At 44.8% G+C, this 21,200-nt stretch carries 20 protein-coding genes and 1 pseudogene; 17 read left to right on the top strand and 4 right to left on the bottom strand.

Features of this window, described 5'->3' with window-relative positions; genetic code table 11:
- Nucleotides 1–57 precede the first annotated feature (57 nt).
- On the bottom strand, nt 58–741 hold the full coding sequence (locus FS818_RS09790) for a Crp/Fnr family transcriptional regulator (RefSeq protein ID WP_145331642.1): 684 nt from the start codon (nt 739–741) through the stop codon (nt 58–60).
- A 44-nt stretch (nt 742–785) separates the two neighbouring features.
- Nucleotides 786–1,778: a multicopper oxidase domain-containing protein gene (locus FS818_RS09785; protein WP_145331641.1), complete on the bottom strand. Its 993-nt coding sequence runs from the start codon at nt 1,776–1,778 to the stop codon at nt 786–788.
- A 499-nt stretch (nt 1,779–2,277) separates the two neighbouring features.
- On the opposite strand from FS818_RS09785, the gene FS818_RS09780 reads away from it, so the two are divergent.
- The 6 genes from FS818_RS09780 to FS818_RS29485 all read left to right on the top strand — a co-directional run bounded on the left by FS818_RS09780 (nt 2,278) and on the right by FS818_RS29485 (nt 7,371).
- Nucleotides 2,278–2,886, top strand: a complete 609-nt coding sequence (locus FS818_RS09780; RefSeq protein WP_145331640.1) for an FmdB family zinc ribbon protein — start codon at nt 2,278–2,280, stop codon at nt 2,884–2,886.
- 31 nt (nt 2,887–2,917) lie between these two features.
- Entirely contained in the window at nt 2,918–3,568 is a 651-nt protein-coding gene (locus FS818_RS09775) for a hypothetical protein (RefSeq protein ID WP_145331639.1), read from the top strand.
- On the top strand, nt 3,565–4,125 hold the full coding sequence (locus tag FS818_RS09770) for a hypothetical protein (RefSeq protein WP_145331638.1): 561 nt from the start codon (nt 3,565–3,567) through the stop codon (nt 4,123–4,125). Before FS818_RS09775 ends, FS818_RS09770 begins: the two co-directional genes overlap by 4 nt.
- 77 nt (nt 4,126–4,202) lie before the next feature.
- Nucleotides 4,203–4,934: an SMI1/KNR4 family protein gene (locus tag FS818_RS09765; protein ID WP_186375450.1), complete on the top strand. Its 732-nt coding sequence runs from the start codon at nt 4,203–4,205 to the stop codon at nt 4,932–4,934.
- A 26-nt stretch (nt 4,935–4,960) separates the two neighbouring features.
- Nucleotides 4,961–6,262, top strand: coding sequence for a hypothetical protein (locus FS818_RS09760; RefSeq protein WP_145331636.1), 1,302 nt, complete (start codon nt 4,961–4,963; stop codon nt 6,260–6,262).
- 23 nt (nt 6,263–6,285) lie between these two features.
- The gene (locus FS818_RS29485) at nt 6,286–7,371 is read left to right on the top strand and encodes an SMI1/KNR4 family protein (RefSeq protein WP_313960462.1); all 1,086 of its coding nucleotides are present in this window, start codon (nt 6,286–6,288) and stop codon (nt 7,369–7,371) included.
- Between the two features lie 112 nt (nt 7,372–7,483).
- Here the strand turns inward: FS818_RS29485 and FS818_RS09745 are convergent, their stop codons facing one another.
- Complete coding sequence (locus FS818_RS09745; protein ID WP_145331635.1) at nt 7,484–7,801, bottom strand: hypothetical protein; 318 nt, start codon at nt 7,799–7,801, stop codon at nt 7,484–7,486.
- 182 nt (nt 7,802–7,983) lie between these two features.
- Between FS818_RS09745 and FS818_RS29480 the strand changes: the two are divergent.
- The 5 genes and pseudogenes from FS818_RS29480 to FS818_RS09720 all read left to right on the top strand — a co-directional run.
- Nucleotides 7,984–8,500, top strand: a pseudogene (locus tag FS818_RS29480) (cupin domain-containing protein); the annotation flags it as partial.
- A 574-nt stretch (nt 8,501–9,074) separates the two neighbouring features.
- Entirely contained in the window at nt 9,075–9,521 is a 447-nt protein-coding gene (locus FS818_RS09735) for a carboxymuconolactone decarboxylase family protein (protein WP_145331633.1), read from the top strand.
- A gap of 55 nt (nt 9,522–9,576) precedes the next feature.
- Nucleotides 9,577–10,521, top strand: coding sequence for a sigma-70 family RNA polymerase sigma factor (locus FS818_RS09730; RefSeq protein ID WP_145331632.1), 945 nt, complete (start codon nt 9,577–9,579; stop codon nt 10,519–10,521).
- Nucleotides 10,522–10,754: 233 nt separating this feature from the next.
- Nucleotides 10,755–11,471, top strand: a complete 717-nt coding sequence (locus FS818_RS09725) for a DUF1361 domain-containing protein (RefSeq protein WP_145331631.1) — start codon at nt 10,755–10,757, stop codon at nt 11,469–11,471.
- A gap of 10 nt (nt 11,472–11,481) precedes the next feature.
- Nucleotides 11,482–12,504, top strand: a complete 1,023-nt coding sequence (locus tag FS818_RS09720; RefSeq protein WP_145331630.1) for a serine hydrolase domain-containing protein — start codon at nt 11,482–11,484, stop codon at nt 12,502–12,504.
- 181 nt (nt 12,505–12,685) lie between these two features.
- Here FS818_RS09720 and FS818_RS09715 read toward each other — a convergent pair whose 3' ends face one another.
- On the bottom strand, nt 12,686–13,693 hold the full coding sequence (locus FS818_RS09715; RefSeq protein WP_145331629.1) for a serine hydrolase domain-containing protein: 1,008 nt from the start codon (nt 13,691–13,693) through the stop codon (nt 12,686–12,688).
- 130 nt (nt 13,694–13,823) lie between these two features.
- Between FS818_RS09715 and FS818_RS09710 the strand changes: the two genes are divergently transcribed.
- The 6 genes from FS818_RS09710 to FS818_RS09685 all read left to right on the top strand — a co-directional run bounded on the left by FS818_RS09710 (nt 13,824) and on the right by FS818_RS09685 (nt 21,130).
- Nucleotides 13,824–14,891 carry an ankyrin repeat domain-containing protein gene (locus FS818_RS09710; protein WP_145331628.1) on the top strand — a complete coding sequence of 356 codons (1,068 nt, stop codon included), beginning with the start codon at nt 13,824–13,826 and terminating at the stop codon, nt 14,889–14,891.
- Nucleotides 14,892–15,082: 191 nt separating this feature from the next.
- Nucleotides 15,083–15,667: a cupin domain-containing protein gene (locus FS818_RS09705; protein ID WP_145331627.1), complete on the top strand. Its 585-nt coding sequence runs from the start codon at nt 15,083–15,085 to the stop codon at nt 15,665–15,667.
- 171 nt (nt 15,668–15,838) lie between these two features.
- A complete protein-coding gene (locus FS818_RS09700; protein ID WP_145331626.1) occupies nt 15,839–16,513 on the top strand; it encodes a hypothetical protein in 675 nt (224 codons plus the stop codon).
- Nucleotides 16,514–17,069: 556 nt separating this feature from the next.
- Nucleotides 17,070–18,662: a methyl-accepting chemotaxis protein gene (locus FS818_RS09695; protein ID WP_145331625.1), complete on the top strand. Its 1,593-nt coding sequence runs from the start codon at nt 17,070–17,072 to the stop codon at nt 18,660–18,662.
- 21 nt (nt 18,663–18,683) lie between these two features.
- Complete coding sequence (locus FS818_RS09690) at nt 18,684–19,109, top strand: chemotaxis protein CheW (protein ID WP_145331624.1); 426 nt, start codon at nt 18,684–18,686, stop codon at nt 19,107–19,109.
- Nucleotides 19,110–19,123: 14 nt separating this feature from the next.
- Entirely contained in the window at nt 19,124–21,130 is a 2,007-nt protein-coding gene (locus FS818_RS09685) for a chemotaxis protein CheA (RefSeq protein ID WP_145331623.1), read from the top strand.
- Nucleotides 21,131–21,200: the final 70 nt, after the last annotated feature.

Genomic DNA, 21,200 nt, shown 5'->3' with positions numbered 1-21,200 from the left:
GACGATACTCACAACCTGGGTTAAATAGTTTACATATGCAAGCAGACGATGAATCGATCAGGAGATCATATCTTTCAACTCCTGTAGCTGCAGAATCCGAATCTCATTGCTGTTTACTTGAAGCAGCATTTGATGTTGCATCATGTTTAATTTTCTGCTTAACGTCTCAGGAGTAATTCCTAAGAGCAAGGCTATATCCTTTTTGAAAACAGGCAGTCGGATCTCAGGATTAGCATGATTCCGGGTATGAAAATCGAGAAGAAGCTTTGCGATTTTTTGCTCCGTCGTCATAGCGCTGAGAGAGCTGTTCCACTCGTCGGTCTCATTGAGCAGACGGGTGATGGCAAGCAGGAAATGGTAAGCAAGTTTGGGGTCTTGCTCAAGTAATTGGTCGAAATCCTCTTTGCGGATAGAGCATATCGACGAGGTCTCAAGAACCTCCGCATTGGATTGATGCGGTGTCTGATGTAGTAATGAATTCTGTCCGAAAAAATCACCGGAGAACAGAAAGCGAATAATATGTTCTTTACCATTCTCATTATACTTGGAGAGCTTCACACTGCCCTGATGTATCACAAAGAGGGTGTCTGAACGTTCGCCTTCTTGAACGATATATTCTCCTTTATGATATTTTTGGGTATGGAGAAGCGAGGTCAGCAATGTAGCGTCCGCAGGGTCCAGATGCTGAAAAAGCGAAACTTTGGTGAAACAAGCATCGTTTTTTCCATGGGTACAAATCATTTCTTAGTCACCTCTTTATGTTTAATGATGGATGTTTTTGCTTGTTAATGAGCCATGGTCTTACCACCGTGATTTTTACCATCTTTCGTGACACGGAGCACGGCAGAAGCACCTTTGTCTACATGTTTGAATTGGTGGGTTACGATGGGATAGTCACCTTCCTCAGTGACAGTAAACTCAACGACTGCGCCTCCGCTGGCAGGTAGCATAACCGTCTGGATTCCGTACTCCATGTTTCTGGGGTTACCGTCCTTGTATACCCGATCCATAATTGTACCTACAACATGGAAGGAAGAGACTTCGTTTGGACCAGCGTTACTAACATAAATGCGAACGGTATCTCCTACTTTGGCAAGTAGCGGATGTTCTTTCAAAGTGTAGGTATTGCCATTAAAAACAACATACTCGGGTTCCCCGTTAACAAAAGAATTGTAATCGTGCTCTTTGTACCATTCGCTCTGCACAAGGGTATACGAACGATCAACGAGGTGATCCGAAGGATATCCTGCTTTGGGCTCAACAATGATCATGCCGTACATGCCATTGGCAATGTGAGCTAGAGTTGGTTTGCTACCGCAGTGATACATAAATACGCCAGGATTGGAGGCCGGATAAGTGAAAGTACCTTCTTCCCCCGGCATGACATCAATGAATTTACTGCTCGGAGAAGCATGAACGGCATGCATGTCCATCGAGTGATTCATACGCGTATCTTTATTTTTCAACGTAAAAACGATCGTATCGCCCTCCTTCACACGCAGGACTGGGCCAGGTGACGTTCCATTAAACGTCCAGGCGTTATAGATGACTCCTTTTGAAATTTCAATATCTGTCACTTGAGAGGTCATTTCGATATATACGGTTTGGCCATCTCTACGAATAACCGGATCAACGGGCGGCTGACTGGGCGCAGTGCTTGAAAAGGCTTCTTCATTTTGGCTCTGCGGAGTTGGACTTGTCGAACTGCAATGAGAGAGTGCAGCAGTAAAGATGGTCAGGATCAGCGTGTATTTATAAATATTGGGGAACGAGAGCATAGATTCACTACCTTTCGATTAGCAAGTGATGATTTTCACAAAAACGAACTTGTGCGAGTCATATTTCATGAATCTCCTAAGTCCAGATTACGTTATCAATGGGATGTTCGGTGTGATGAAGAACACATTTGTGTAGGACTAAGGACGTATTTTGAGACAGGGCGCCTGCATTTGTTGTGCTTGGGTAAAGAGTTTCATATAATTTTATAGATGGTTAAATGGAACGATATGGGATCTATATAAGTTAAACTAAAGGTTTTACACAGGCCACTCCAAAGACAGAATAACCTTCCAATCGCTGTTATCCCCAGATTTTTGTGATTCCCTTTTCCAAAGGGGGAAATCCGGTGATAAGCGTATGCTTCCGATGCAGCTTTCTTACAGAAAGCTTTCAGGCGACCGCTTCGCTTCTTCAGGTTTTTTCTGTCCTCTCCGTTAATGTGTAAAAAAATAGTTTAACTTATATATCAATAGATTAGATGGAAGGGAGAGGTTGGATTTGAAACGTTTCGAAGACGAAGGGGCATACAAATACAGCTTTTATTCTGTGCTTTACCGGGGAGAGCGAGTTGATGTCAAATGTCCAGAATGCGGCGGGTACGCTTATATCGAGCGCTCTAATGGAAAAGTGCAGTGGAGATGTAGTCAGTGCTACGCTCATGCAGTCAAAGAAGCTGATTACGAGTATGCAGCTAAGGGATATTGTACAGTATGTGAGCGGTGGTTTACGGTGCTGGTAACGGATGAGAAGATGACACCTCATCCGCTAGTCCATATTACATGTCCACACTGCGGGGCGAACAATCGAGCTACACTGCACAAAAGGCAGGTCAGTCGAGGTTATTACAACGAAATTCAAAAGGGCAGGGACCCGCTTTTTGGTCTGGAACTTTATTTTCTGGATTACATCCGAGGCAAGCAGATCTGGGCGGTCAATCGGAAACATCTGAATTATCTTCTGCAGTATGTATCGGCTGATTTACGTGTGAAATATGGGGGCAGATCTCAGAAGACCGCATCACACAGTATCCCTGTCTACATCAAGGAGGCCAAGAACAGGGAAGCTGTAACCCGCGTGTTGACCAAAATGCAACATAACGTCAGATAAATGATAACCATCAGGAACAGGAGAAAAGAAGATGAATAAGCGAATTAAATGGAGTGTTTTTCTGCTTGTATTTGCCATGCTGTGCATACCTGCTTATTTTATAATGCAGACATATGGTGTGTTTCAAAAAGAAAAGGTGTTATCGGGCTACGCCGTTGCCGTGGATGTCGAAGGTAAATCTTATCAGACATGGCCGCTGATCAACGGATATACAGCAATGGACAAACGAGGAGACGATCGCCAGCTGTATTACCGTATTGACACGAGCGGTCTGCAGTATTTGTTTCAATTGGCTTATAAGGAGTACGAAGTTCAACCAGGGGGAGATAACCCGTATTTAGCAGGTCAGATCGATTACTCGCAAAGCGATCATGTGTATGTGCAAAGTGAAAACAAATACACCAATGCCAATGACTTTGTTACGGTAATCACGCTGCTGGACCGCGAGGGAAAGATAATCTATACCTATGAACAAACGGGTAAAGGGGATGATAAGCTGGTGAAGTCTATCATTCATCAAGGCATGAGCCGGTCCAGCAATCGCGGCACGGAAGCCGCCCGTGATCCCTACCTGAATATTACGGCGTTGTTTCGTGAAAAGCTGGGCATTGATGCCAAATTGACCGTGGATGATGAGCATAAGGTTGTCACCATTCGAATGAACAAAGCGGAGGTAAAATGATGAATATGTATGGTGTAGAGCATGGACCTGTATATCTGCAAGGGCTGACAAAGAGCGTGGCGGCAGAAAAAACGCATGAAGTGGAATGGCAAGGAAAACTGCAAACCGGCGATGGACATGATCAGTTTCATATTTTTTATTATGGTGACCTGGATGAAGATGATCTGATTATGTGGCATGATATGACACCGTTATTGGTTTACGCAGAACACGCGGTTACTGGAGAACGTTATCTGCTCATTGATGCGGCGAAGCATGGTTACGATGCGATGGTGTGTGAGACGTATCCCGAGGAAGAATTGAACAACAGGCCGCTTCGTCCTTATCTTGACGTTGAGGGTGAGGATACATTTGAAGTCTTTCTGACGGCATATTACAACGTGGCATGGGATGAAGAGTTTGGCGAGGATGTTGAGCCGGATGGGACGTATGAGCTGATTACAGGTGAACGTGTGCATTTCAATGAGGTGAAGCGTAATGGTTATGATGCTTTTGCCATCCGCATTCGTAATCGTAAAGGCGTAGAGACTGAAATCGTACAGGAAGAGTTGGCCTAATGTGTTTTGCCCATCGATCTTATGAATTTGATGATTCTAATGTTAGGGGCTGATGCTGAATGTATATCGTGTCTCACATGTTAAAGCCTGTCTCTCATCAGGAGTTGCAACAAGTGGAGCAAGAACAAGCTGTTCGTCTGCCTTCGGCTTATCAACGCTGGCTGCAACAATACGGAGAAGGGACTTATTCAGGCTGGATGAACATTCAGCGGCCTGATCCTGAAGTTTTAAAACCATTTGCAGATTATGATCTTTGGGAGCATACAGAAGCAACTGTCATTAGCCAGTCCCAATTGCAAGAGTGCATTAGCATTGGAAGTTCAGTAGACGGCGATTTCCTGGTTGTTCATGCAGATGTGGAAGGTCTGATCTGGCTCCCGCGGCATGATGAACAGATTACGGTATGGCCGTCGAACGAGGCGTCTTTCGCTGATATTCTTGACCATATCTACTGTGGATATTACCGCAGGGACAAGCCGTTCAGACCAGCGTATTTCGAACCGTGGAACGAGGAGCGGCATCATATTTTTTATCATTTTACGGGAAAAGAGCACGGAGTATCAATGAAAGAACTGGCAGATCTGTGCGAGTCGCACTTTTCATGGGACCTGGTTATTGATAATGAATATACATGCAAGCTGTTCAGCGCCATGATTGGCGGGTATGTTCGTTTTAATATGGCGAGTGAGCGGGAAATTGCTTTATTTTATGAAAAAAATAATCATGCCACGGAGGCGCATAAAGCGCAGAGGCAGGTGCAGGCGATACAACAGTTTTTGCAGGCACATCATTGCACTGCATTGAGGTAGAGAACAGCAGAGGGCGAGGGGATTTTATGGATTGGCTGGATTCAGAAATTGCAGAACAGTGGCGTAAGGAAGGCAAGCGGTATGCCAGCGATGTAAATGCATTTGTACATAAAATGCTTCAGGGAGAGCACCCGGATGAATCTGAGCTGGCAGATGATGCCCGTTATTCGCTCGGTTCCAAAGTGATGAAAATGGTGAAACAGGCTAATCTTCAGGGTGAAGTGGAGCGACTTCGAGAAGAATTGCCTGCGGCGACGTGGCCGCTGAGCAATCATTTTCAGGATTCGATGCAGGCCGTGCAAGTTGTAGGTTACTTGAATGAGGATACGATGCTCTGTAATACAGGAGTGTTGTCGAATAACGGGAAGGTATACACGATGGGTCAGCAGGGATGGTGGTGTAGTCCGGATTACACGTTTGCAGGCTGTTCAGAAGGCGGCCCTTACGTTGCTCTGGCGAATCATGAAGGTGTTCGCGTCATTCGTGAGCCGGATCGCAAGCTGGAGGGAGAGCAGGTGACATTCTACCCTTGGCACAAGATCAAGGATCGGATCAAAGCTCAATTGCCTGAAGTTGAATCCTTGGCAGATACGATACATCCCGAGAACACGATTGAAAAGCTGACCCCCATGGATCAAGGACAGGCGCTGCTGCTTCAATCCCGGTACGGCATCTATCTGGTAGAGCAGGAACAGGTGATTATTCTTCATCCCGATATGGCGGAGATTGAGGAGTACGAATATGAAGACACCCAGCTTTCTATGGGACATGCCGCAGTATCTTCGGATGAGCGCTGGATTGCCTGGGGGAGCCAGATGAGTAGTCATATGGTGCTGAATCGGGAAAACAACAAGACGTATCAGGTGGAGCCGGAGTCGAGTTATCCGCATTGTGCGGCATTCAGTCAGGACAATCAGGTTGTCTGGTTTAATGCCTGCCATTTCTACAATGGAGTAACGATTCAGGTTCCGCTAGACAGTATTGCTGTTCGTAAACAGAATGAAGAGTGGCCTATTATGGAAGAGAATGCACGTGTGTATACCATGATTGAGATGGAGGCAGGTATGGTGATTGGTGATGCATACGGTTATTTGTATTGCATCAACCGTGAAGGACAAGAACTGTGGCGTCATTTTGTAGGCTCAACGATCTGTTCCCTGGCTATATCATCGGAGCAGTCCCAGCTTGCTGTGGGAACATATGGCGGTATGCTGCATATCCTTGAACTGGGTTCGGAACGGATGGACGAATACGGAATTGGCACAGGTACGCTGCGTGAACGGGAGCGTTACGTATTATGGCGTGAGCAGGAGCCGCTACGCTGGTAGCATAGACTGGCAGTTTTTAATGAATGAATTTGATTTTGCTAAAGGATGATGAGATGGAACGTCAAGAGGCTCTAGTGTTGTTAAAATATCACGCCTTTGCTCACGATGATGTGAATCATCCGAAAATGCAACATGGCTTTCTTGGTAGCTTACGTCCGTTTCGCGGTCAATTAATTGAAGAGAACTTCCATGAATTAATGCGTATTTTACGCGTGTTCTCTACAGATCTTTCGAATGCTGCATTGGATCGGGAAGTGATGGCTTGCCTATGGAGCATTACTCATCTGGCCAGGGCTTGGGCTGTAGAACCGGAGGGTATGCTTCGCAGTAATCATCTCATCTCAGATGAGCAGGTTGCAGTGATGGAGGAATGGCTTAATCTGTTCTCTTATGCAGTTATGATCCTTATTGAAGGCGGCGATGAACAAGAAGCGTTCTGGGGATATGAACAATATGTGTTGGACCGAAGTGCGGAGAAAGGGGAAGGTGACGGGGATATGAAGTCTGGAGGGAATACGGTTATCAATGATCTGCGGATAGAATTGAACCATCTGTTAGACCGGAAAATAAAAGATGAAGAGATCCGGTCATTGTATGACACGTATCTTCAATTAGCAGGAGTATCCGAGACTGAACTGGATCAGTTCGAGAAACAGTATGGGGTACGTCTGCCCGTTGATTTCCGCGCTTTTTACCGCCATACGGATGGCAGTGGTTATGGTCTGCATATGTTGTACCCGGGGGATGTGGAGCAGGGGTCTTGTCAACCGTTCTATCTAATGTCACTTGATGAGATTGTGGAGACCAAACAATATTTCTGTGATGTGGATGAGAAGCTGGAGGAGCATTACGGGGATGAAGAGATTCGCCAGTTAGATCCTGAGATCAAACCGTATTTGTTCCATAAATCATGGATTCCTTTTGCCACAATGGCTGGAGGTTCGCTCTACTTGATGTTTGATTTTGATCCAGCAGAGGCGGGGACATACGGACAGATTATTATGTATGTGCATGATCCAGACTTTGTTTATTACGTTACATCATCGTTTACGGAGCTTCTCCGGATGTCTATCCGCAATTTGAATCTAATGGATGAGATTGAATACTAGGGCTCTAGATATTCGTTGTACGCCACTATGGATATAAAAAGATCAAATAACCAAAAGGCAGGAGCTGTTGAAGCAGTCCTGCCTTTTGGCTAAAACGTAAATCCTTCAGGTTCTACCACTGGAAAAAACGGTGACCATGAAATCCGCCGGGACCTCCAGGCCCGCCGGGTCCGCCATGGCTCCCGTGGCCTCCTGGACCGCCACCGTGCGGGCCTCCCGGATATCCCGGATAATGCCCTGGATAACCACCGTGCCACCATGGTCCTGGTCCAATCCCCCCTATAGGAAAAGGAAGAGGAAAAGGCACTACGGGTGGATAAGGATAGGGATACGGATAAGGGTAAGGTGGTGGTGGGGGAGGTGGCGGATAATAAGGATAAGGATAGCCTACAGACTGCTGGGTTGATGTGGAACCCGGAACATATGACATATCACAAGCCTCCAATGTCTGGATTGATGATATCAGCCTATGCGGATTCGTCTTTCGCTGACACAACGATTTAGCCCAGTCGAAATGGGCTCACCAATCTGGGCGCTGGGCATACGCTGAGGTATAGGGTATCACCTAAACCGAGAGCGAAGGGCAGGCGTTTTATTTTGGCAACCTCGTACATGGATTTCACTTTACCGACCACACAGTTTACGTATGATCTGAGCAACAATCCTCTTTTCAAGAAAGATGAGCATAATTACATCAATGCACTTTCGGTAAAACAGCTCAACACGTTGGGCAATACCTCTTTATTGGATATTTTTCTGAGTGCAGGCAATGTCGTTGAACCTCACATTCATCAAAACGCAACTGAACTCGTTTATTGCATCAGCGGCGCAGCGGTTGTTTCCCTCATTAACCCGTTCACGAATGAACTGCTTCATTTCCCCATTACACCAGGGCAAACCGCTAACGTACCGCAAGGATGGTGGCACTATGAAGTGGCGACGAAAGATCACACACATCTGCTCGCGATCTTTGATGCTCCTGTGCCTGAAGCGATCTTCGGCTCTGATATTTTGCGACTGACTCCTGCGAAAGTGCTGGCACACACCTATTGTCTGGATGAACATAAAGTGCAGGAAGCATTGGCCCCCATTCAGAAAACGGTAATTATCGGCCCGCCAAAAGACTGTAAAACGCAGATCGCGCCTGTATCCAACCATATGCCTAATGTGGGACCGAATCTTCAACCTAACATCGAACCACTTCAACTCCAACCAAACATTCAACCGAATGTGCAACCAAACTTACAGCCTAATGTGCAACCCAACATCGAGCCCAATATGCAGCCTAATATGCAACCCAACATGCAACCCAACATGCCCCCTTATGTAAACCGTCTTCCACACTGGGGTACTTGGGTAGATCCGCGTATTATCCACGAACCAGGATGCCCTTACTATAGCGAACTCCCGGTGCAACTGAACTCAGATGATAAGGTCTGAATCGAATAATAGTCCTCTAATTACTCCTGTTTGTATGAATCTATTTCCGATTTTGTTCTCACTACCGTGTGCTTTCTGATGAGCAAATCTGGTATGATTGCATAATCCTTATGATGAAGTATCCAAGTATCATAATGCAGTATCATAACGATAAGGGCGTTCAACTCAGAGCGCTTTTTTTTTTATTTTTTCTCACGAGATGTCACAAACTCCATTCGTTATTTGTCTTCAGTATGTAGACCAGATAATGGAGGAGAATGAATATGAATTTACGTATGAACTACAGAGCGGCCAACCATGGAGCTTTCAGGGCTATGATGGCGATGGAGCAATATGTATCCGGGCAATTTGAAGATAAGGTGTTATATGAGTTGTTGAAAATCCGTGTCTCTCAGGTCAATGGCTGTGCCTTTTGTATAGATATGCATGCTAAAGACTTGATGAAGCTGGGCGATTATGGGGATCATATTCTTTTGCTCAGTGTGTGGCATGAAGTGCCTATATTTACGGAGAAACAACGTGTTATGCTTGAGATGGCCGAAGTTGTGACGCGAATATCGGAGCAGGGAGTTCCGCTTGAGCTGTATAATAAAGTTCGTGAACACTTCAGCGAAACAGAAATCGTTAATTTGATTATGGCGATTAATTCAATCAACAGTTGGAACCGTATTGCCATTACGACAGGTATGTATCCAGGATGTTTTAACTAACGTGATAAACGAGAAAAATAAACGATAGACGAACCAAGCCAGAGGAGGCGATTCTATGCAGTCCAATCTTAATTCTGATTCTAATCAACATAAGCATACGCCGGAACCGTCTTCTCTGGATGTTGGTGCATTGTATATACAGTATAAAAAATATGCCTTCTCCATTGCATATCGTATGCTGGGCAGTGTGACTGAGGCGGAAGATATCGTTCAGGACTGCTTCGCAGAACTTCAGAGGTTGAGGAATCAGCTTATTCACCAACCCAAGTCTTACATCGGAAAACTCATCGTGAACCGCTGTTTGAATCTGTTGAACTCTGCTCGTAACCAGAGGGAGCATTATGTCGGGGAATGGCTTCCCGAGCCGCTTGGTGTTCATGAATTAGTTAATACGCCAGAGGAAACGATACAGCAAAAAGAAATGATTTCGTACGCTTATCTGGTGATGCTTGAACGTCTGTCACCCCTGGAACGGGCCGTTTTTGTGCTACGTGAAGCCTTTGAGCATGACTATTCGGAGATAGCTGGATGGCTGGGGAAAACGGAAAGCAACTGTCGACAGATTTATAGTCGTGCCAGACGAAATTTGCCTGAACAACTTCCCGCGATGGAGCATGCGAACGCCAATTGGAACACTAAAAAAGAAGTGCTTAGCCGTTTCACCACGGCGTTTCTACAACATGACGTTTCAGCTATGCTGGAGCTGCTGACAGATGAGCCTGTATTCACAGCGGATGGTGGCGGCGTAGTTCGCACGATTATGCGAACAATGCATGTACACAAGGGTGTGCTCGCGATCCTTACCTCTCCTAGCGTGTTTCGTTCGTTAAGAGAAAGAGAGTGGCAACCTGCATTTATTAATGGAGAACTTCAGCTCACCTTAATGAAAGACGGGCAGGTCAATGAAGTGTTATGTTTGGAAATGGATGCTTCAGGGAAGCGAATCCATGGCGTGTATCTTATTGTCAATCCAAACAAACTGACAACTGTGCAATCATGAACTAATAATAGTAATGAAATAATTAACTGTAACCTCTCAAAAGTTAAGCGACATGATCCTGTAAAAAGGGCTGTCGTTTTTTTATTTTATATACCGTGTAATCGATTCTATTGTATCTATCATAAATTTGATTCTACGGTTATACATGGTATGATCTAATAGATTTCATAAATAGTAAATATATGCCATGAATGAAGTAGATTTTGAATTCAACACAAGTGAGGTTGTACGTATTGAGAAAACTAAATTATGTGCACATGTTTGTTTTTCTTAGTGCAGTTACGGTTATTACGCTGGGGTTGTATTACATAGCGGCCGATTGGCTGGATCAGCGGTATTTCCGTTTCCTGATCTGGAATTTGTTTTTGGGCTGGATTCCATTTGTATTCTCATCCCTAACCTATGGTTTGGGCCGTTTGAAATGGAAAGGAGCCGTATGGATCGGGATACCGAGTGCGATGATGTGGCTGTTGTTTTTCCCCAACTCTTCGTATATCGTTACGGATTTACTGCATCTAACATCTAGGAGTTCAAGGTATTTGTCCGGAAGCCTTGCCGAGTTTCACTACTGGTACGATCTGATGGTTGTGCTGATGTTTGTGTGGGCAGGACTGCTGATCGGCTTCCTATCGATGTATCAGATTCAGGAAGTCATCTATGATCGGTTGGGACGTGCGGCGTCATGGATATTTGTACTGGGTGGAACAGCTCTTGGCAGTTATGGTGTTCTGCTTGGACGGGTGTACCGGCTAAACAGCTGGGATGCATTGACCAATCGCGAGTTGTTAATCAGGCTGATGCACGAAAGTGTTAGCCGGCCCTCCTTGGCGTTTTGTATGTTCTTTGGAACGTTTCTTCTTACTATCTATCTCACGTTATATTATTTGCTGAATGCGAGAGGGTCTGGGCCAGATCAACGAAGTTTACAAACCAATGATAAGAAAGCGTAGGTGCTTCGATATGCTGGATGCAGTAAAAGTCAGGGAAAAAGTCAAAGAGGTTATGGAACAAAAGGATTTTTCGGGTGTTGTGCTGTGCAAACAGGAGGGTGAGACCCTTTTTCAGATGGTGCGAGGGTATGCGAACCGTAGTGATGAACTGCTGAATGATGTGAATACACGTTTTGGTATTGCTTCGGGCTGTAAGGTTTTTACAGCTGTAAGTATATGTAAGTTGATTGAGCAAGGACATTTTACGTTAGATTCCAAATTAAAGGATGTCCTAAACCTTACGTTTCCGTCGTGGGATTCAGAGATTACAGTGCACCAGTTACTGACCCATAATTCTGGCGTACCGGATTATTTTGATGAGGACGTGATGGATGATTTTTCAGCGTTGTGGAAAGACAGACCCGTGTACACGATGCGACAGCTTAGTGATTTTCTGCCCATGTTTCAACATCTGCCCATGAAGTCTGCTCCGGGTGAGAAGTTTCATTATAACAATGCGGCATTTATCGTACTCGGACTCATTGTGGAGCAATACACCGGCATGGCCTTTACAACATACGTGGAGGAACATATTTTCAAACGAGCCGGCATGCAAGATTCAGGTTATTTCCTGACAGATCAGCTTCCGCGTAACACAGCTATTGGATATATCGATGCTGACGACGGGACGTGGACAAGTAATATTTTTTCCGTCCCCGTTCAAGGTGGAGCAGATGGTGGAGCCTATGTAACCGCACCAGATATGATTCGTTTCTGGGATGCTCTGCTGGGGCATACGTTGCTTGGTGAGGAGATGACACGGTATTTGTTGACACCCCACGCGCACGATGAGGACGAGGAGGTTTATGGGTTGGGGATATGGCTGGAGTTGCGTGAAAAAGAAATATTTAAGGCTCATGTTATGGGTTTTGACCCAGGTGTTTCGTTTATGTCTGGCGTGTATCCCAAGCATGGGATTCAACTTGTGGTTATTTCGAATCAGGAGTCAGGGCCTTATCCGATAACGCTGGCTGTAGAGGAAGCCATGGTGTAAGAGGAGTGGTGAGGTTGGAAAATATGGGGATCGTAGACCATTGCCCAGAAACGGACAGAAGGCAGAATGCCGTAACAGGTTAATTCCCAATGTCTAAGTTGCCCTTGCCGTTAACCATAACGATCACACAATGTAGGCAAGGGTTTATGTTTAAAATATTTCAGTCGGAATCATTGTCAATTCAATTGGAAAAGTTAGCTAGCTTCCACAATTCAGGCACAATGAATCTGGGGAATACGTCGATGGGCGGCTTTTCCTTCTTGCGCTTGTCATTGGTCAGCACGGTCACAAGTTCCAGCTCGGGAACAATATATACATACTGACCTCCAAATCCTCTGGCGTAGTAATAATCTAGTGATTTGAGACGCTCTGAATCCGTGGGTTGGTGTTGGGGTACCGAGTTATCGTCGAGATGTTCATCTCCATATTGGTCCACCCACCAGTGCCAGCCGTAACTGCCATGGTTTGGCGGAGGGACCGTGATGAAGGGCTGCGTTGAACGTTTGACGAGTTGGCTGGAAATAAGCTGTTGTCCTTCCCAATTCCCTTCCTGAAGGTAGAGTTGTCCGAATTTGAGCAAGTCGGTTGGCAGCAGTCTCAGACCAAATCCACCCGTGTGTACACCTTGGGGATCTTGCTCCCATTCATAATCTTGAATGCAGAGTGGGCCAAATAGATAACGCTCTGCATACGCTGCTACACTCATGCCGACATGTTGCATTAATATTGAGGATAGAATCTGGGAAACTCCCGAATTGTATTCCATATGTGTGCCGGGTTCATGTCGCAAAGGCTGTTCTAAAGCGAAATTGACCCAATGATCCGTACGTGTCATCCGTGGAAACGAATTTTGTCCGCCGAACTCATCCCAGTTAAATCCGGCTGTCATCGTAAGCAGTTGCTCCAGGGTAATTGCTGGTTTACGTGGGTCAGGATCAGAAGTGAGCTGCGGGAAAAAGGCAGATATGGGCGAGCCTGCATCAGGCAGTAGCCCTTGATCCATGGCGATACATATGAGCGCAGAGATGATGCTCTTGGTACATGAATTAATTTTAGCGATATCTGTCTCAGCCTGTGCATTCCGGTAGTGCTTGTAAACGATCTCCCCGCCTACACTGACCAGACAGCTTCTAAGATCCAGCGGTGGAATGATCTGTTGCAATGTATGATGAAGGTTTAGGGAATTCATAGTGTCCTTTCCGGGTTCGTTGTGTATTTAGTATGTAGATTCCAAAGGGTTGACCACTATGTTAGCATATTCATTTGGGTAGCTCAACAAACATGGATTTCATTATTATCGCTGTAAAGGAGGGAACCTTGTGTACAAAATCGGTAATCAAGGCACGTTTAAAACCTTGCCTGACCAAGCGTTGGCTATCTATCAAGGAGATGTTGCCCGCGTTGAAGCATGTATACAGCAAGGTATGGATCTGGAAGAAAAAATAGCATTGAGCTCAAACATTACGCTTCGTCCGCTTGACCTGGCATTGATCTGTAATCAGTCGAAGGTTGTCAGACTTCTTGTGGAGCGTGGGGCCGAGATCAATGCCAAAGACCATCCAGCCATTTTATATGCGGCGCGCTACGGTGGAGCAGATGTGATTCGTTATTTAGTTGAGCAAGGAGCCAAATTGAACGGAGTAAGCCGGTTAAAATCAAGTGCATATGACGAGGCTTACTACGGGAACAAAAAGAATATTTCGGTGCTGAACGAGCTTGGGCTGGACATTCGGAAATATGGCGGCAAAACGTTACGAAAAGCAGTATCGGATCATGATATGAAAACGGTTCAATACCTGCTGGATGAGGGTGTGGACATCAACTACAACGAACCGGATATGGTTTATCCATACAAGGCGACACCGCTCACCGTAGCTACACGCCAGAACAGTATGCGAATGGTCAAATATTTGGTCGAACAAGGTGCGGATGTGACGTTGCAGGAGAAGGACGGGGAGCGGGCCTACACGATTGCGGTCAGTCAGAAAAATAATGAAATGGCTGAATACTTGAAATCACACGAGCCTGAGGAGTTCCATAATCTGAGCAATAAACTGCATGCATTAAAATCTTACAAGCTCCCCGAAACGTTAATCCGTTTTATGACCGAAGGTTCACGCCGAATAGACCTGCCAAGCTGTCCCGCTGGCGTTGGTTATATTGAATTCTTTTCGTTAACAGATACGGTGGAGATGAAGATGGGCAGGCAGAAGCTGCTTCGTTTATCCTCTGATCTGGATCAGTACTCTCATATGCTCATCGTCTGGAATCCAAGGAAAAAGATGATAGGATATGCCGATATCGAACATCAGGAACAGGGCACGCTATGCACATTCGAACAATTTCTGGACGAGCCTGAGGTTTACATCGAACGTCTTTTTAATTAATCCATCTAAATTACATGAAATTTCAACTAATTTCAACTATGGTTAGTTAAAAACATGCTTGGATTCTTCATATGCACAGACGGGACAGCTTATCTTAATTAAACGTTCATAGTCGGATACAGTATTATCTCAACATTCTTGAGCATACAGTACAACAACGAGATGTTTGCCCAAGGAGGAGAATATAACTGATGATCAATCCGATCTTGAAATCCCCCAATGTTCCACTAGCCGCAGATTCCAACGCTGTGGTGAATTACCGGAGAGATCCAAACAACTACGTGACTCAGTTATTTGGAGAGCAGCTACCAACGATTGAAAATGGTTTTTTTAATGTCTATCTGAGTAAAGGAATTATTGTGCAGCCCCACTGGCACCCCAATGTAACCGAGATGGTCGTAGTCATCAGCGGTGAGATTACCGCATCCGTGTTTAATCCGTTCACACGTGAACGGATAACGTATCGTTTGAAGCCGGGGCAAGTGGTTGTTTTTCCAAAAGGCTGGTTTCATTGGTTTGTTGCGGAGACCGATGGCGTATATGTACTGACCATATTTGATCAACCGACACCAGATATTGTATTTGGGGCAGATTTTCTTGCGGCTACACCGCCGGAGGTCGCTCACCGCGCATATTGTCTGGATGAAGAAGCTTATGCCAAAGCGGTTGCGTCCATCCAAAATGATGCCATTCTTGGCCCTGATATTGGTTGTGGAACAGACGTTTCGGATACCTCCGTTCAAGCTTCCAAGGCTTCTAAGGCGACAAGGGAATAACGTTAATAACCGAAATCATCCGGGCTGATTAACCTGTCTTAATTGAATATCCTTCCTTAACCTGCAGCTGCGTGGATTCGGTTGCAGGTTTTTATATTTGCATAAGTTGACGCCATTCGCCCTCTCTCTGTTACTATAGGAGTAACAACAATGAAAATGGAGGATTCTTCTATGACTATTGCTAAAAATGAATGGCTGGAAACAGCATTAAGTTATGCACCAGTAATCATGTTTGATCAGAATGAGCCTTTTTATCCGGATTTCGTTGGCGTGTCCGTGCTTGAGCATTCTGGGCCGTCTCCATCTTTTCGCAGAGAGCTACAGTTTCCTTCTGAAGCAGTAAAGTATGTTATCGAATATGCGATATGGTGGGATTACGAGATCGGACATCTCTATGAGCTGGAGCATGTATGGGTGTATGTGGGACATGATGGAGAAGTCGTGGATTGCGAAGCCAGCTTTCATGGGAGAGTATTAAGAGGGCTGTTAAAAGATAGAGTTAATCTGGTTGGTCATCATGTGTGCCTGTACTCCCAGCCGGGGAAACACGCCTTTTCACCATTGCCGGTTGTATTTGAGTTGTTGCCTAATCTGTATAGTGTAGCAGGCGCTGAGGCGGGATGTGATGGCTTGCTTGTAAATGAAATGTTTGAACCGTTTTTTCAAACCAGTGAACAGATCGATGCGCGAGTCAAAAAATATCTGCAAACCAAAGCATTTGTACCCTCGATGCAGTTTGAAGAGTATTTGTTGAAACCGGAGATGTTTATGACATGGGACAAGCTATTTGAACTTATTCCACAGCGAATTAAAGCCCGTCTGACAGAGCTGGAGCAGATGGAATGATATGAATAAATCGTATTTCGATTGGATCAAAGTAGCTTAAAAATTGCATATGAATCTAGAAAACAATCAAACTCCTGTATAGTGAATTTGATTGTTTTTTAGTTCAATTGAATCATATGTTTTAATTTTATTATTAGTCTTAAGTCGTGTTTATTACATATTTTGAACAGGTGAGTAGAACTATCTTGATTAGATATCATAAGAATTAGTCAAAAGAACTATGAACTAACATATAGGTCCAAGTAAAAAAGATAACATTGAGATCACATCATCAAAAAAAAGAGATATGTACAAAAATGTATATATAAATTTCGTTAATATGAATGATTGTGCTATTACATTTAAATTTAAAGTGCTTAATATTATAAAAACAAGAGTCTTATTTATCATTTAAATTTTACATATAAACGAAAGTTTACAAAATTAAAATTTATCTATTCAGTTTTCTAATATTTATGTCGAAATACATCGTATGTTGTCTGGAGAGCGATCCATAGAATGGATTAGCAAACTTTATTTACATAACTAGACACGAAGAAACTTAGGGGGAGATAAAATGAAGTGGTTTAGCAACTTGAAAACAGCAACAAAGATTATCTCAGCATTTTTGGTAGTATCTCTGATTCTTGCGATTCTGGGAGTGTATTCAATCACGACACTTAGAAGTACCAATGAGCACATGAAAGAAATGTATAACAGCAATCTAATTTCAGTAAAAGAATTAAGCGGAGCCCAAATGAATTACCAGAGAATGCGAGTTAACATTCGTGATCTCAACTTTGAGAAGACTGCCGCAGAGCAAAACCGTATTGTCGATAATATTAGTACTATTAAAGATAACATTAAGAATCAAATTGATGGCTACCGTCCTCTGGCAACGACCCCCGAAGAAAGCGAGCTACTTAGCAAATTCGATACACAGTACTCAAATTACATGCGAATCTTTGAGCAAGGTATAGAGCTCGCGAAAAACGATAATGATCAAGGATTTATCGTTTTCTTGAAAGATACACTCAAACCTCCTGGTGATGAAGCCCTCGCTACGATGGGTGAAATGGTAGATTTAAACGTAAAACTGGCGGAACAGAACAATATCAAGTCTGAAGCAGCATATGCAAGTGCATTCAAAGTCACCGTAGCTCTGGTCGTTGGGTCTATTGTTTTCAGTATTATCCTCGGATTTATCATCTCCCGTTCCATCTCCAGACCACTTATGGCTATGCTTGGTCTAGCTACAGAAGTCTCTAATGGAAATCTGACTCTGAAGTCCGATATTTCTTCGAAAGACGAAGTTGGGCAACTGGCCTTTGCGCTTAATCGCATGGTAGATAATCTGCGAGAATTAATTAATAACATTGTCATGAATTCACAGAGCGTTGCAGCATCGTCTGAACAAATCTCTGCAAGTACACAGGAAATTGCAAGTACAAGCACAAGTCAATCGAGCGAAGCGGCGAATATCTCCGAATTGTTTAAGGAGTTGTCCCTGGCGATCAACTCTGTGGCTGCGAGTGCTGAAGAAGCGGCGGAGTTGTCCAATGATACGGTGAAAACGGCACGTGAAGGTGGTCATGTCGTTCAGACTTCCCTGGAAGGTATGCAAGCCGTGAATATGAAAATGGCGAAGCTTGAAGAAGATTCACGCAAAATTGGTGACATCATCGAAGTGATTGACGACATCGCGGAGCAGACGAACCTGCTTGCATTGAATGCAGCGATTGAAGCAGCGCGTGCAGGAGAGCAGGGAAGAGGATTTGCTGTTGTAGCGGATGAAGTTCGCAAGCTTGCTGAACGCAGTGGTGAAGCGACCAAAGAAATTACAACGATCATTAAAGTGATGCAGGAAAATACGAGACAAAGCGTGCAAGCCGTTTCGGATAGTGTGGAGCAATCGTCCAAAACGGGACAAGCTTTTGATCAGATCATTGAAATGGTCAACAATTCTTCCCAGAAGGTCAATGAAATCGCGGCTGCGTGTGAGGAAGAGGCGGCACAAGCTGCTGAGGTGATGAGCTCGGTAGAGTCGATCTCTGCATCCAGTGAGGAATCTGCGGCGGCATCGGAAGAAACGGCGGCCACTTGCCAATCACTGGCACATCTTGCAGAAGAGTTGGCTGAATCTGCGTCAGCTTTCAAAACCCAGTCATAATAAGGAATTGAGGGTGAAACGATGTCTTCACTTCAGAAAGAACAATATATCGAACTGTCCGTCGGCGCAGAGACCTGTGCCATTCGAATCGAAGAAATTCATGAAATTATAAAAATGCAAAGTATTACAGATATTCCGTTTAGTCGTACCGAAATCAAAGGTGTTATGAACCTGCGTGGTAAAGTTGTCTGCGTCATGAGCCTGCGTAACTTGCTCGGCATGGCGGATGAATCGGATACCCGGGCAACCCGAATCATTGTGGTACGTTATCAGGATGAGTATATCGGTTTGATTGTAGACCGAGTCAGCAAAGTCACAACCTATTCGGAAATACATCCGCCTACTGGAGGTCATGGACGTCATCTCGAAACATTTTTTCAGGGCGTTGGGCAACAAGGAGAGAATCTGGTTGGTATTTTGAAGCTGGATGAAATATTGGGCGGTTAGGAGGGAATGCACCCATGATGGATTTGTCCGCCTATCGCGACATATTTATCGAAGAACTGAATGATCAGTTGGAACGGATGGACCAGTCCTTGCTTGCACTTGAACTTTCACCGTCAGTGGAGCTTGTGCAGACCTTATTTCGGGCGGCTCATACGATTAAGGGCTCGGCTTCGACTATGGATTTTCGTGAATTAAGTGATCTGACACATGAAGTCGAATATGCATTGGAATGGGTTCGATCTAAGAAACCTGAAATTACCGCACAACTCATCGACACCCTTTTTCGTTCGTTGGATGCTATGAGAGTGCTTAGGGATCAATATGTGCAAGGCGAAAGTTATACTGATTTCCGTGCAGTGGTCAAAGAAATACAGGACATGATTCATCAACCGGCCTCGGCTCAGCAAGCCAAGTCACCCGTTCTACAATCTGTGGAGTCGAATCTGTTCAATGAGGCACTTGAACCAGGTCAGCAGATTTTTTCCATTCGCATTGTATTAAGCTCGGATTGTTTGATGAAAGCAGCTAGATATCATATTTTGTGCAAACGGGTTGAAGATGTATGTGGAAGTGTACTAGCGACATCCATTGAAAAGCAGGGGCTTGATGAGGAACTGGGAGAGGCGCATTATAACGAGTTCGTGATCATTACAGCTTCTTCTCTGGATCAAGCTCAGATTGAGAGTGCGTTATCCGGAGATTCGGATATTCGGAGTGTGGATGTCGGGCCATATGTTTTGGCGACAGAAGAGGTTGCTGTAACATCTGAATTAATAGAGACCGAAATGACAGCTGGAATAGAAAAACCCGACACGTCAGTGCCTCTTCAGGAAGACAAGATGAAGTCAACCCAGCCTACGGTTCGCGTAAGTGTGGAGCGACTGGATCATTTGATGAACCTCGTCGGTGAGCTGCTTATTGATCAGACCTCTCTTGCTGATTTGAGCCGTACGGGTGCCCGTAAGGAGCCTTCCCCAGTGATTCAGAGTATTGGCGGGGTGTCCGATCATATGGGCAGGGTCATCAAGGAACTGCAGGACGGAGTTATGAAGACGCGGATGCTGCCTATTGATCAATTGTTGAACAGGTTTCCTAGGCTGGTTCGGGATTTATCGCAGAAGCTGGGGAAAGATATTGAACTGGTCATTAAAGGCGGAGAGACTGAGCTGGATCGCATGATTATCGAAGAACTCAGTGATCCGTTAATCCATCTGATTCGCAACAGTGCGGATCATGGCATTGAGAGTGCCGATGTTCGTGCCAAACAGAACAAGCCTGCCAAAGGACGAATCAAACTGACCTCATACCACGAGGAAAATCATGTGGTCATACGTTTCTCCGATGATGGTAAGGGGATTGATGGGGAGAAGATTAAGGCTTCCGCACTGAAAAAAGGTATTATAACTGAAGAGCAAGCGGCTCGTTTAAATGAACATGAAGCCGTTCATCTGATTTTTGAACCGGGGTTCTCCACGGCTTCAACCGTTAGTGATGTATCAGGCCGCGGTGTGGGCATGGACATCGTAAGAAGCCAGATCGGAAGGCTGAATGGCATCATCGATATTGATACAGAGGTTGGTGTCGGAACGACGTTCACCATTCGGTTGCCGCTTACCTTGGCGATTATTAAGGGTCTCCTGGTGAACGTATCTGGTCGGGTTCTAATTCTCCCGATGTATAATGTAGCCGAGATCGTGCGCATTAAACCGGAAGAGATTCAGATGATTCAGGGACAGCAATCCATTTTGAATCATGGACGTATTGTGCCTTTCTACCGACTGTGCGACAAGTTGCAGTACCCGCGAACCGACCGTAAGTCCAAGACGATTCCACTCGTCATTGTGCGTTCTGTCGATAAAATTGCGGCTTATGCAGTGGATGAGATCATCGGAAATCAGGAAGTGGTCATTAAGTCGCTTGGAACATACCTCGGAGCAATGAATCATCTCTCTGGCGCAACCATTCTGGGCAACGGTAAAGTGGCGCTCATTCTGGACGCTTCTTATCTAGTCAGCCATTAAAAGTCAAAGAACTTACTTCATCCAGTACTCACTATAATTTTTTTGAAATAAAGAAGATAAAGAGCATCAA

The organism is Paenibacillus xylanexedens, assembly GCF_007680605.1.
Classification (GTDB): Bacteria; Bacillota; Bacilli; order Paenibacillales; family Paenibacillaceae; genus Paenibacillus; species Paenibacillus xylanexedens_B.
Note: the sequence above shows the minus strand (reverse complement) of the source record. Positions and strands in the feature narration are given on the sequence as shown.